The 12,871-nt window shown below is 62.2% G+C and carries 11 protein-coding genes; 8 read left to right on the top strand and 3 right to left on the bottom strand.

The window, feature by feature from the left end; genetic code table 11:
• Positions 1–18: 18 nt before the first annotated feature.
• Together fabG and ACFT1A_RS10240 are read left to right on the top strand one after the other, a co-directional pair.
• Positions 19–759: a 3-oxoacyl-ACP reductase FabG gene (gene fabG, locus ACFT1A_RS10245; protein ID WP_214880049.1), complete on the top strand. Its 741-nt coding sequence runs from the start codon at positions 19–21 to the stop codon at positions 757–759.
• 73 nt (positions 760–832) lie between these two features.
• Positions 833–2,029 carry a CaiB/BaiF CoA transferase family protein gene (locus tag ACFT1A_RS10240; protein ID WP_378446972.1) on the top strand — a complete coding sequence of 399 codons (1,197 nt, stop codon included), beginning with the start codon at positions 833–835 and terminating at the stop codon, positions 2,027–2,029.
• 6 nt (positions 2,030–2,035) lie between these two features.
• Here ACFT1A_RS10240 and ACFT1A_RS10235 read toward each other — a convergent pair whose 3' ends face one another.
• A complete protein-coding gene (locus ACFT1A_RS10235) occupies positions 2,036–3,256 on the bottom strand; it encodes an acetyl-CoA C-acetyltransferase (RefSeq protein ID WP_378446883.1) in 1,221 nt (406 codons plus the stop codon).
• Positions 3,257–3,564: 308 nt separating this feature from the next.
• On the opposite strand from ACFT1A_RS10235, the gene ACFT1A_RS10230 reads away from it, so the two are divergent.
• Positions 3,565–4,755, top strand: a complete 1,191-nt coding sequence (locus ACFT1A_RS10230) for an acyl-CoA dehydrogenase family protein (RefSeq protein WP_378446882.1) — start codon at positions 3,565–3,567, stop codon at positions 4,753–4,755.
• 77 nt (positions 4,756–4,832) lie between these two features.
• Here ACFT1A_RS10230 and ACFT1A_RS10225 read toward each other — a convergent pair whose 3' ends face one another.
• Complete coding sequence (locus ACFT1A_RS10225) at positions 4,833–6,503, bottom strand: chitobiase/beta-hexosaminidase C-terminal domain-containing protein (protein WP_378446881.1); 1,671 nt, start codon at positions 6,501–6,503, stop codon at positions 4,833–4,835.
• A gap of 182 nt (positions 6,504–6,685) precedes the next feature.
• On the opposite strand from ACFT1A_RS10225, the gene ACFT1A_RS10220 reads away from it, so the two are divergent.
• Complete coding sequence (locus ACFT1A_RS10220) at positions 6,686–7,576, top strand: LysR substrate-binding domain-containing protein (RefSeq protein WP_378446880.1); 891 nt, start codon at positions 6,686–6,688, stop codon at positions 7,574–7,576.
• Here the strand turns inward: ACFT1A_RS10220 and ACFT1A_RS10215 are convergent.
• On the bottom strand, positions 7,510–8,454 hold the full coding sequence (locus ACFT1A_RS10215; RefSeq protein ID WP_378446879.1) for a LysR family transcriptional regulator: 945 nt from the start codon (positions 8,452–8,454) through the stop codon (positions 7,510–7,512). The two genes, ACFT1A_RS10220 and ACFT1A_RS10215, sit on opposite strands and share 67 nt — an antisense overlap.
• Before the next feature lie 187 nt (positions 8,455–8,641).
• Between ACFT1A_RS10215 and ACFT1A_RS10210 the strand changes: the two genes are divergently transcribed.
• The 4 genes from ACFT1A_RS10210 to ACFT1A_RS10195 are packed head-to-tail and all read left to right on the top strand — an operon-like array spanning position 8,642 to position 12,853.
• Positions 8,642–10,201 carry an AMP-binding protein gene (locus tag ACFT1A_RS10210; RefSeq protein ID WP_378446878.1) on the top strand — a complete coding sequence of 520 codons (1,560 nt, stop codon included), beginning with the start codon at positions 8,642–8,644 and terminating at the stop codon, positions 10,199–10,201.
• Positions 10,198–11,244: an MBL fold metallo-hydrolase gene (locus ACFT1A_RS10205; protein WP_378446877.1), complete on the top strand. Its 1,047-nt coding sequence runs from the start codon at positions 10,198–10,200 to the stop codon at positions 11,242–11,244. The genes ACFT1A_RS10210 and ACFT1A_RS10205 overlap by 4 nt, the downstream gene beginning before the upstream one ends.
• 38 nt (positions 11,245–11,282) lie before the next feature.
• Complete coding sequence (locus ACFT1A_RS10200) at positions 11,283–12,044, top strand: crotonase/enoyl-CoA hydratase family protein (protein ID WP_283302961.1); 762 nt, start codon at positions 11,283–11,285, stop codon at positions 12,042–12,044.
• Complete coding sequence (locus ACFT1A_RS10195) at positions 12,041–12,853, top strand: enoyl-CoA hydratase/isomerase family protein (protein ID WP_378446876.1); 813 nt, start codon at positions 12,041–12,043, stop codon at positions 12,851–12,853. Before ACFT1A_RS10200 ends, ACFT1A_RS10195 begins: the two co-directional genes overlap by 4 nt.
• Positions 12,854–12,871: the final 18 nt, after the last annotated feature.

Here is a 12,871-nt window from a genome sequence, read left to right as displayed (position 1 = left end):
CTCACGAACGGAGTGGACATGGGATTGTTGGACGGCAAGGTCGCAGTGGTGACGGGCGGAGCACAGGGGATCGGGCTCGAAATTGCGCGCACCTTCATCAAGGAAGGCGCGACCGTCGTCATCGGCGACATCAACGAAGGCGTGGGAACGGCTGCGGTCGCCGAACTCGGCGGAGAGTCGGTCGCCCGTTTCGCTTCCTGCGACGTTCGGGACTCGGGACAGGTCGAGGCAATGCTCGATCTGGCTGAAAGCGCTTTCGGCCCAGTCGATGTCATGGTCAACAACGCCGGCATGACTCGCGATGCCACGATGCGGAAGATGACCGAGCAGGACTTCGACGACGTGATCGCCGTTCACCTCAAGGGAGCGTGGAACGGGACACGCGCTGCCGCCGCCCGCATGCGTGAGCGCGAAACCGGCGCGATCGTGAACATCTCGTCGATCTCCGGCAAGGTCGGCATGCTCGGGCAGACCAACTACTCCGCCGCCAAGGCCGGCATCGTCGGTCTGACGAAGGCCGCGGCAAAAGAGGTCGCGTTCAAGAACGTTCGCGTCAACGCCGTTCAGCCCGGACTGGTCCGCACGGCAATGACCGAGGCGATGCCCGAACGGATCTGGAACGAGAAGCTGGCCGAGATTCCGATGGGGCGCGCAGCCGAGCCTTCGGAAGTTGCTTCGGTTGTGCTGTTCCTCGCGAGCGACCTCTCGAGCTACATGACGGGTACGGTTCTCGAGATCACCGGCGGCCGCCACATCTGAAACGGTCCTGTTCGAGTGCAAGAATTCAGAGTGCAAAACTTCTGGGTGTAAAACTTCTGGGGTGACTACTGACATGGGACAGCCGAACTCGGACCTTCCGCTCGACGGAATCACCGTAGTTGCACTCGAACAGGCGGTGGCGGCACCGCTCGCCACCCGACATCTCGCGGACATGGGTGCGCGGGTGATCAAGATAGAACGCGTTGGCGAGGGTGACTTTGCGCGTCACTACGACCAAGCGGTTCACGGTCAGGCATCACACTTCGTGTGGCTCAACCGTTCCAAGGAATCCATCGCCGTCGACGTGAAATCGGAATCCGGCCGGCAGATCGTTCTCGACCTTGTCGCGCGAGCCGACGTGTTCCTGCAGAACCTGGCTCCTGACGCTGCCGCGAGACTGGGGTTCGGCGCGGAAGAACTGCGCGAGAAATTCCCACGGCTCATCGTGATCGACATGTCCGGCTACGGCAGCGCCGGCCCACGGCGCGAGCGCAAGGCCTACGACATGTTGGTCCAAGCCGAGACCGGAATGATCTCCGTGACAGGCACGCCGGAAACGGCCACCAAGACCGGCATCCCGGTTTCGGACATCGCGGCAGGAATGTACGCGCTGACTTCGATTCTGAGCGCCCTGCTCCGTAGAGAGCGAACGGGCAAGGGAGCGCTCGTCGAGGTCTCGATGTTCGATTCGACCGTCGAGTGGCTGGGTCATCCGATGTACATGAAAATGTATGCGGACAAGCAGATTCCGCGCGTCGGTCTCGGCCACGCGGCCATCGTTCCCTACGATTCGTATCCGACTGCCGACGGCGAGATCCTGATCGGCGTCCAGAACGATCGTGGATGGCGGGCACTGATGGTGGACGTGTTCGAGCGCGAGGATCTGGTCGATCATCCGCGGTACCGCACCAATATCGTGCGCGTCGAAAACCGTGGTGAGGTAGACGAATTGGTGGGTTCTCTGACTCGTCTGTACTCGACGGCAGATCTGGATCAACGCCTGGCCGCCGCTGGTGTTCCGGCTGCGGCACTCAACGACATGGCCGGTCTGCTGGAACATCCGCAGCTGGAGAAGCGTGCCAGGTGGCGGTCCGTGGGCACCGAACACGGTCCGATCGATGCCGTGTTGCCTCCGATGACGTACTCGGATGTCGAAATGCGCATGGGTGATGTTCCAGCTCTCGGCCAGCAGACGGATTCTCTGCTGGCCGAGTTGGGGCGGACCGACGATCAGATCACGAATCTCCGACAAGACGGATCGATCGGTTGACGCTCCCTAGCGTCGAAGGTTCTCGAACACCGCTGCAATCCCTTGTCCGCCGCCGATGCACATGGTCTCGATCCCGTACCGTCCCTGGCGCCGGTCGAGTTCGCGCAGCAGATTTGCAAGGATCCGCCCACCGGTAGCGCCGACAGGATGTCCGAGCGAGATGCCGGAACCGTTGACGTTGAACCGTTCCTCGATGTCCTGGGCGCTCAATCCCCAGGCCTTGGCGCACGCGAGAACCTGGGCCGCGAAGGCCTCGTTGACTTCGATGAGGTCGATGTCGTCGAGTGACAGGTCGACACGGGAGAGTGCCTTCGCCACGGCAGGAACCGGGCCGATGCCCATCCGGTTCGGCTCCACACCGGCCACACCCCAGCTGACCAGTTTCGCGAATGGTCGCAGGCCCAGCCGTTCGGCGTTGGCAACTGTAGTGACGATCGCGGCTGCGCCGGCGTCGTTCTGGCCGCACGCATTACCGGCGGTGACCGTGGCTTCGGGATCGACGCGACCTCGAATGGGGCGCAGTGCAGCGAGATCGGCCAACTGAATCCCTCGGCGCGGATGCTCGTCGCGAGTGACCACCGTCTGCTCACCACGGCGTCCGGGCACCGAAACGGGAATGGTCTCGTCGTCGAAATACCCGCTGTCCTGGGCATGAACTGCCCGCTCGTGTGATCGGACCGCGTAACGGTCCTGCTCGTCGCGAGTGATCGAGTACTCCCGACGCAAGTTCTCGGCGGTCTCGATCATCCCGCCCTCGACCGGGAAGTTGACTCCGCCGGAGTTCGTGCGCGGTTTGGCCAGTCGGTCGTGGAACTCGACGGAAGGGCGCTTTGTGCCCCAACGCATGTCGGTGGAGTAGAACTCGGTTCCGCTCATGCTCTCGGCGCCGCCGGCGATGACCAGTTCGCTCATCCCGGTCTGTACTTGCATCGCGGCGTATATGATCGCTTGCAAACCTGAACCGCAACGGCGATCGAGTTGTATTCCGGGAACGGACACGTCGAGACCGGCGTCGAGTGCCGCGATTCGCCCGATGGCCGCAGCCTCTCCGTTGGCGTAACCCTGACCGAAGATGACGTCGTCGACATCTGTGGACGCAATGCCGGTTCGTTCGACGAGGCCACGCACAACAGTGCCGGCGAGAGTGGTGACGGGAACGTCCTTGAATACTCCGCCGAATCCGCCTACCGGGGTGCGAACGGGTTCACAGATGACTGCGTCGTGCATGGAATGCGCCTGTCTCGAGGAGAGGTGGGGAATGCGTCGCGTGAAGGGACCGATCGAAGGGCCACCGCGACCTGGCCACTCGAATATCCAGCACGCGCGGCGGGATTGTCAACAGTGGGAACGACCTGTTCGGACATAGTTTCCGCCATACGGTTCGTATGCGAAATCGACTTTGACACATATACCGTTCAAGGATTGAATGGACGCACGACCTCTGCTGAGCACGGCTCGCCGCTGGTTGAAAGTTCCTGTAGTCGAATCTGTTTCGTCGACAGGAGAGTGCGAAGTACCGACTGACAGGTGGAACAGTGACTCGTTTGGCGCAGACGGCGGGATTGACCGAAACCCAGACCGACATCGTCGGGGCCGTACGAGAGTTCGTCGATCGCGTCGTCATCCCCGCGGCGCAGGAACTCGAACACTCGGATACGTATCCGACCGACATCGTCAAGCAGATGAAGGACATGGGTCTGTTCGGACTGACCATCGACCCCGAGTACGGGGGAATCGGCGAATCACTGCTTACCTATGCGCTGTGCGTCGAAGAGTTGGCCCGCGGATGGATGAGCGTGTCCGGTGTCATCAACACGCATTTCATCGTGGCTCACATGATTTCCGCGCACGGGACGCCGGAACAGAAGGCGAAGTACCTGCCGCGTCTGGCGTCCGGAGAGCTCACCGGCGCATTCTCCATGTCCGAACCTGCATTGGGTTCGGACGTTGCTGCGATCACCACCAGGGCGCGGCGCACCGAATCGGGCGACTACGTCGTCAACGGCCAGAAGATGTGGCTGACCAACGGTGGTTCGTCGACGCTGGTTGCAGTCCTGGTCAAGACGGACGAGGGCGCGGAGAAGCCGCACAACAATCTGACGACGATATTGATCGAGAAGCCCGCAGGTTTCGGTGAGGTACTCCCGGGCCTGACCATTCCGGGCAAGCTCGAGAAGATGGGCTACAAGGGAATCGACACCACGGAGATGATCTTCGACGGTTTCGAGATCGCAGCCGAAGAGGTTCTCGGTGGCACCCCCGGTTTGGGATTTCGGCACATGATGGACGGCGTCGAGATCGGCCGGGTCAACGTCGCTGCTCGCGCTTGCGGAATCGCCCAGCGCGCTTTCGAACTGGCGGTCACCTACGCCAAGCAACGCGAGACTTTCGGCAAGCCGATCGCCGAGCATCAGGCCATCGCGTTCCGGATCGCCGAGATGGGCACCAAAGTCGAAGCGGCCCATCTGATGATGGTCAACGCTGCCAGGCTCAAGGACTCGGGTGAGCGCAACGACGTCGCCGCAGGCATGGCGAAGTACCTGGCGAGTGAATTCTGCTCGGAGGTCACGCAGGACAGCTTCCGTATCCACGGTGGGTACGGCTACTCCAAGGAATACGAGATCGAGCGGTTGATGCGCGAGGCGCCGTTCCTTCTGATCGGTGAAGGCACCAGCGACATCCAGAAGCAGATCATCAGCAAGGGTCTGCTGCGTACTTACAACTGAACCGAGAAGCGGCACCGCGAAACTTTTGCGGTGCCGCTTCGTCGTGTCGGATCAGCGGGTGAAGTCAACGGGTAACGTCAGCGCTTGAATGCCAAGGTTGTCACTGGTGACCGATTGCCGTATGCGTCAACGGCTTCGACACGAGCTTCGTACGCGGTGCCCGCTGCTGCATCGGGAATCGGAATGTCGAGGCTGTTCGGCCGCGGCATGAAGTAGAAGTCGGAGAGCACCTTCGACGAGACCACCTTCGCTCCGGTGGCCGTGTCCGTGACCTCGACGGCGTAGTGGTGCACCATCTGATCGTCCTTGGCCTGCGCGATCCTCAATGCGGTCGCACCGTTTTCGCCGGTCGTCACCGAGAGCGGGGTGGTCGTGGTGAATTCCGGTGCGTGCGTGTTCCGTGCACCCTGGATGTAGCGGAAGTTGTCCTTGATCTGCTGGTTGGTCGAACCGTCGAGCTTGACCGTCCACCCCGAACCGCTCAGAGTGCCGGCGCTCGAGTACGGCGGCTGCCAACTCGCCGACCACGCGCCGCCGGCGTAGATGTCGTGCTTGTCTGCCGCCATGTTGATGCGGTTGATCTCCGTGCGGTCTTGGTAGACCTCGACGAAGAGTGCTTGGGCCGTGGGAGATTCGAATCGGTTGGCGAGACCGGATTCGGTCACCATCTGATAGCCGTGATCGATTTCGATGTACGACATCGAACCGTCGTTGACCGACGTGAAGTCACGCTGATGGATCGACCGATCGTCGTTGTTGTTCAGATGCGAGTGTCCGGAGAAGAAGATTGCCTGTGGGAAGGCGCTCAAGTCCTCTGTCAGTCGTGGATTCGACGCTTGCTGGCCGTCCATGGCCGTGTTGCTGGCAGGTCGGTGGCCCTGTACGAGAATCGGTTTGGTCAGGTTCGCCGAGTCCGAGGTGATTTCGGTCAGGCGGGACTTCAGCCAATTGCGTTGTGCTGAATCATTGTTGTATGTCTCGGTGTTCACTGTGAAGAGATGGACACCGTTGACGTCGGATTCGTAGTATCCGCCACCGGAATCCGGGAACCACTCTGTCGGGTATCCCGCTCTGATCGCCGCGAGACTTGCATCGTGGTTGCCGTTGGAGATCAGCAGTTGGGTGTCGTTCATACCCTTCCTGGCGAGGTTTGCCTGGAAGATCTCTGCGACGATCTTGTGATCGGGGCCCTTGCCGTCTCCGTTGTCGTTGATCATATCGCCGTTGGACAGGATTGCGTCTGGTTTCGGGAAGATGGAACCGATTGTGTCGAAGAAGCTTTCGTACTTCTTGTCGTTGTTCGCGTGATCGCCGACGTGGACGTCGGACATCACGACGACCTGAGCCAGCGGCTTTTCCGAGGTCTTGATCAGGTAGCCGAACGAGACGGCCGCGCTCGCGTGATCGCCGCGGAAAGCGGCGACAGTGACGTTGGTGTCCTGTGCGATCTGCAACGGATGTCCCGGAGTGGCAGCTTGGCTGTCGGTGGTGGGTGTCGTTCCGTCCAAGGTGTAGCGGACGGTGGCGCCGCGCTCGGCGGTGAAGGTCAGGTCGACGGGGTGCTCGTACCGTCCGCCGGGGACACTGACGCCGGGCGCTGCGGGCGGCGTGTTGTTCTCACCCGAAGAGCTGCCCCATTCGAAGGACGAACTGCCCCAGCCGGGTTCGGCTTGGGGTTCGGCGGGGGCGATGCCGGGAACGGCGAGAGCCGCGGTCACGGCTGCTATCGCGATGGTCGTACGTCTCACGGGGATTCCTTGTCTTCGACGCGGTGGTTCAGACCTATCCGTAATTGGTCTGGACCAATTACGGTAGGTGGCGCCGGGTAGAAGAAGGTGTGTCCTGAATGTCCGATTAATGAAGGGTGCATGAACACCCTGCAGTGCTTGCTACCGGTATACCTGGCTGCGTTTATGGCAAAGTCGACGGCGTGGACCTACGTCAGATCGAGTACTTCCTCGCCGTTGCCGGTGGGGAGTCTCTGTCGACGGCAGCGCAGAATCTGTCGGTCACCAAGCCGTCGCTGTCGCAGGGGATTCGTGGTCTCGAGCGCGAACTCGGAGTCGAACTGTTCCACCGTGTCGGTCGCGGTTTGGTTCTGACGGCAGCAGGTCGGGCGTTGGTAGGGCCGGCCAGGCAGATGATGCGCAGTAGTGCGGCCGCGTTCAATGTCGCGATCGGTACGGCCGACGAGCCGCGTGGGCGGCTCGACATCTTTTCCGCGGCACATGGTCTCGAAGGCCCGATCGCACGCATCGTGGCGAACTTTCGTGAGCAGTGGCCTGGTGTCACCGTACGTGTCGGTGAACTACCGCAGGGTGCGACAACCGAACAGGTCCTGGCAGACGGCGCGTGCGAGGTGGTCTTCAGCTATTGGCCCCCGGACATGTCGGCGCTGTCGACAAAAGTGATCGGGGTGAACGAGTACTGGCTGGCAGTGCCGTCGGGGGTACACCCGGATGTGTGGCCCAATGGCATGAAACCCGCTGCAGGAGAGCCGGTGTCATTGACGGAACTGCCCGATCTTCCGGTGGTGGGCGTGCTCAAACACTCGCGGGCGCGGCTCGCCATCGAGTCGTCCCTGCAGGCTGCCGGTGCCAGGACTCGAATGTCGACGGAGCTGGCGCAGCGGGAGACCGTCGGCGCGTTCGTCTTTGCGGGTTTGGGTATGGCGTTCATGGAGCGTTCGCTGGCCGAGAGATCGGTCGCGTCCGGCGCGGAGATATTTCCGGTGGAGCCGGCGATCTCGCTGAATTACGGCGTCGAATTCGATCCGGAGACGCTCTCCCCGTTAGGCAAGTTGTTCGTCGAAGGCTTGTGAAATGTCGAGAGTTTCTCGATGTACGCGGACCCGGCCGGCGAGAGCGGGCCGTCGCGGTAGACCAAGATCGTCTGCCGGGTGATCGGTGGGAACAGCGAGCGAACCTCAGCTGCCGGGGAGTCTTGTTCGGCGATCGATCTGGGAAGCAGTGCGGCGCCTACGCCTTGGCCGACCATCTCCCGGACGGCAAGGCGATCAGGTACTTCCACCACGATGTTGGTGAGTTCCAGGTCGTCGTCGACCGAATGCCCGCGCCTGGCTGCAGAGGCCTCGACCACCATCGGCAGGCCCGCAACCACAGCGCGTGGAACCGGGTCGGGTAGTTCTGTGGCCAGGTGAACGGGGACAGACAAGACCGTTTCCTGGGTACTCACGGAGATTTCTCGAAGCCCGTCGGAGACACCGGCACCCGGGTGGGCTTCGAGAAACCCGAGTTCACACGCGCCTGCTCTGACCAGTGCTCGCACGTCCTGTGCGTTCGCGGCGGCGTTCGTGGAGAACCGAATTCCGGGTGCCGTCAGATGGAGGCGTCCGGCGACCTCGGCCACCGGGTCGATGGCCAGATCGGACTGGACAGCTAGGGCGAGTTCCCCGGCACGCAAGGTGGTTACCGCAGCCACCGCGGCTTCGGCCCGGGCAACGTCGGACAGCAACGCACGGGCAGACTCGGTGACCGCCAGTCCGACTGTGGTGGGAGTCAAACCGCGAGTGGTGCGCTCGAAGAGTGTGGCTCCGAGTGCTCGTTCGAGGTTGCGTACGGCCTGCGACAGTGACGGTTGCGAGATACGCAGGACGTCCGCGGCCGCAGTGACGCTGCCGTGGTCGACGACGGCGACGAGATACTGCGCGCTGCGTATGTCCATCCCGGGTGCCTGCATCTGACGAATTCTCCCAGATGACGGTGCCCTGGCTGTGGTGACTTGCTGCGACCTGCAGACATAGGTCTGAGCTATGGCTCTGTGCGCCTTCTCGTCTTTGTGGCGCAGGCCATAGCGATGGTCGACTGTTTCAGTACCACTGACCGCGGTTCGCGCTCGGTGAGTACCTGGAACACAGGAGCGTGATGTGAGCGAGCTTCACCTACCCAACCGGATACGCCACTCGGCGTCGACACGGCCGTTCGATCCGGCGATCACGTGCGGCGACCGAGCTTTGACGTGGGCCGAGCTGGACGGCGAGACCAGTGCCTTGGCGAGTGCGTTGGCAGAAGTAACCGCGACGGGCGCTCGTGTCGGCGCGCTACTGCGGATGGGTCTCGAAGGCGCGGAAACCTTCATCGCGTGTGCGAAGACAGGCGCTGTGTTCATTCCGTTGAACTGGCGGCTCAACCCACGCGAACTTGTCGACATCGCCGAGGACGCAGAACTCGACGTCTTGATCGTCGACGACGAGTTCGCAGTGGGCGCGGCAGCGATTTCCACAGCGTTGCCGCACATCGAGGTCATCACCGTGGGAGCCGCAGGGGGTCTGCCGGATTCGCGAACCTGGGCGGAGTTCGTGGCGTCCGGGACGGGCGTCGATCCCGGACTTGGGCACGAGCCAGACGCAGCGGTTCTGCAGCTGTACACGTCCGGGACCACCGGTCGGCCCAAGGGAGTCGTGGCCACGCATCGGAATCTGTACAACGAACCCGCGGGGTTCGACGTGTACGAATTCGGTTCGAATGCGGTGGCACTCGACGCGCTGCCCCTCTTTCACATCGCCGGTGCAGGCTGGATGAGTACGTGCCTGTCCGCCGGAGTGCCTTTGGTGCTGCTCGGAGACATGGCGCCGGCTCGGGTCGCTGATGCCATCGCGACTCACCACGTCACCCACGCATTTCTGGTGCCTGCGGTCATTCAGACGCTGGTAGATCTGCCCACCCTCGACAGTTTCGATCTCTCCAGCTTGCAGGTGGTCGCGTACGGGGCGTCGCCGATCACGCCGGCACTCCTCGCCCACGCGATGAACGTGTTGAACTGCAAATTCGTTCAGCGATACGGGATGACCGAGACAACGGGTTCGGTATCCGTCCTTCGCGCCTACGACCATCATGTGAGTGGGCCGCGATCGGACTTGCTCCGCTCTGCAGGAAAACCGATGATCGGCGTCGAGATCTCCATTCGAGACGTCACGACTGGTGCAGAATTGCCGCCCAACGAGTCCGGTGAGATCGTCGCGCGCAGTAGAAACAACACTCGCGGGTACTGGCGACGTGAACGTGAGACCGCCGAATTGTTCACCCACGACGGTTTTCTCCGAACGGGCGATGCCGGTCATCTGGACGACGAGGGCTATCTGTTCGTCACCGATCGTCTCAAGGACATGATCATCACCGGCGGCGAGAACGTTTATCCGATCGAGGTGGAATCCATTCTGGCCGAACACCCTTCGGTTGCCGAGGTCGCGGTGGTCGGGGTTCCCGACACGCGCTGGGGTGAATCCGTGACCGCAGTCGTCAAACTCGTCGACGGTGCCGCGGTGCCCAGCGTCGAGGAGTTGATTGCTTTCAGCACAGCGAAGTTGGCGTCGTACAAGAAGCCTCGCCAGATCCATTTCGTGGACTCTCTACCTCGCAATGCGAGCGGGAAACTGCTCAAGTCGAGCCTGCGGACCATGCTGAACGCGAGCGGAGAAGCATCATGATCGTGACCGAAGACGTCGGCGTCGCACAACGTGAGGCGTGGGCGAACAAAGTCCTTCCACCGGTGGAGCAGGTACGGGACGGATTGTGGTCGATCCCTGTTCCCATGCCGGACAACCCTTTGCGCTACGTGCTCGTCTACGCACTCGCCCTCGACGACGGACTAGCCCTCATCGACGTCGGTTGGGATCACGAACAGTCGTGGCAGGCTCTGGTCGACGGCATAGCGTCGATCGGATACCACGTTTCCGAAGTGCGGTATGCGGCAATCACACACCTACATCCCGATCACTTCGGCCTGGCGCCGCGCCTTCGGCAGGTCAGCGGTGCAACGCTGGCGATGCACGTGGCCGACGCGACGCTTCTCGGATACCACGGCCCCGAGCAGACTCGCAACGACATCAGTGGTTGGAACTTGCAGTTGTCCGAACTCGGCGCGCCGGCGGAAGTGCTCGACGCCTCTCGGGTCGACCTGGTGCGGTTCGCTGAGCACGAATCCATCGACGTTGTTCTGGGCGATGGGGATTCACTCGACCTACCCGGATGGAATCTTCGCGCCCAGTGGACGCCCGGGCACACCCCTGGACATCTCTGCTTCGTGGAAGAGGACCGGGGGTTGTTGTTCAGCGGCGATCACATGTTGCCGAGGATCAGCCCGAACATCTCCACGATTCCCGGTGAACTCGAGAACCCGCTCCATCGTTATCTGCTCTCGCTCGAGGCGACGACAACCCTTGGTGAATGCGAAGTCCTTCCGGCACACGAATATCGATTCCGGGGGATCGCTGATCGTGCACGTCAATTGATGGGGCACCACGAGGAAAGATTGGCGGAAATTGTGGAGGCGGTGCAGGCCGAGCCCGAGTCCACGGCCTGGGACCTCTCGCGCACGATTTCCTGGTCTCGCCCGTTCGATCAGATGTCGCCGCGGCTACTTCGCCTGGCAGTCCGCGAAACACATGCTCATCTTGTTGTTTTAGCCAAGCGGGAGATCGTGACACCGTCCGGCGGCACGCCCGTGCGATGGAGCCTCCGCGCTCAGTGACCTTTCAAAAAATCTCATCACGGAAGTAGGAACCGAACATGAGCGTCGTGCTCACCGACTTCGCCGACGGCATTGCCGTCATCACACTCAATCGTCCCGAGGCCAAGAACGCGGTCAACCTGGAACTCGCGAAGGCCTTGGCGGCCGCGATCGACGAGTTCGAGGAACGGTCCGATCTCACCATCGGAATTCTGACCGGCGCTGGTGGAACCTTCTGCGCAGGTATGGATCTCAAGGGTTTCGCGCGCGGAGAACGACCATCGCTGCCTGGTCGTGGGTTCGCCGGTTTGACCGAAGCTCCGCCGTCGAAGCCGCTGATCGCAGCCGTCGAGGGTTGGGCACTCGCCGGCGGTTGTGAACTGGCGTTGGCAGCCGATCTGATCGTGGCATCTTCCGACGCGAAATTCGGCTTACCCGAAGTGAAGCGGGGGCTTGCCGCGGCCGCCGGTGGCCTTCTGCGTCTGCCCAAGATTCTCCCGTATCAGCTCGCCATGGAGATCGCTATCACGGGTGACCCGCTCAGTGCCGCCGTGGCGCATCATCACGGCCTGGTCAATCGACTCGCCGAACCGGGGCAGGCTCTGGCTGTCGCACGCGAGCTGGCGGCACGAGTAGCGGCAAACGGTCCGCTGGCTGTGCGCGCGACGAAGCAGGTGCTGGCAATGTCCGCCAAGTACACCGATCCGGATGCCTTTGTCGCGCAACGCGAATTCATCGATCCGGTCTTCGCGTCCCGCGATGCCAAGGAAGGCGCCACCGCATTCGCCGAGAAGCGCTCTCCCGTGTGGAGTGGTTCATGAGTGCCGAAACCGTCGAGCGCGCGGCCGTCAGTATCGAACGCACGGGCGCTGTCGCAACGATCGTTCTCGATCGACCGCATCGCCGCAACGCGCTCGATCTTGACGCCTGGATCGCGCTCCGTGAAGCAGTTCTCGAACTTCAGGAGGACTCGCAGATTCGCTCGGTGATCCTGACCGGCGCGGGTGGCACCTTCTGCGCGGGTTCCGATCTGGACAAACGGGGCTCGTCGCATCCGCTCGATCGGATGCGCGTCATCAACGCAACGGCAGCCGCCCTGGGTGAGTTTCCCAAGCCCCTGGTGGCAAAGGTCGACGGGTTTGCCGTCGGAGCCGGATGGAACATGGCGTTACTCTGCGACTTCGTCGTGGCAGCCAAAGGCGCGAAGTTCAGCCAGATCTTTGCCAAACGCGGGTTGTCGGTCGACTTCGGGGGTTCGTGGATCCTGCCGAGACTGGTCGGACTCCAGCAAGCCAAGCGACTGGTGATGCTTGCCGAGACGATCGACGCTCAGGAAGCCTACGAACTCGGATTGGTGACCTATCTGGTCGAACCGGCCGAACTGGACGAACACGCGTCGACACTGGCGCTACGGCTCGCCGACGGTCCGCCTGCTGCATTGAGTCAGTCTGCGGCCATGCTCGAACATCACACCTCGCTCTCGTTGCGGGAAGCACTCGACAACGAGGCAAGGGCACAAGCCGTCAATTTCGCGACGGACGCTACCGACGCGGTTCGTGCCTTCGTGGAAAAGCGGGATCCGATCTTCACCGGAGAGTGGGCGGTACCAGGGGTAACTCGCGTGGAGTGAGCGACAGATCGCTGGTCG

Source organism: Rhodococcus sp. NPDC057135 (assembly GCF_042670865.1).
GTDB lineage: Bacteria > Actinomycetota > Actinomycetes > Mycobacteriales > Mycobacteriaceae > Rhodococcus_F.
This window is presented reverse-complemented; position numbering and strand designations above follow the sequence as displayed.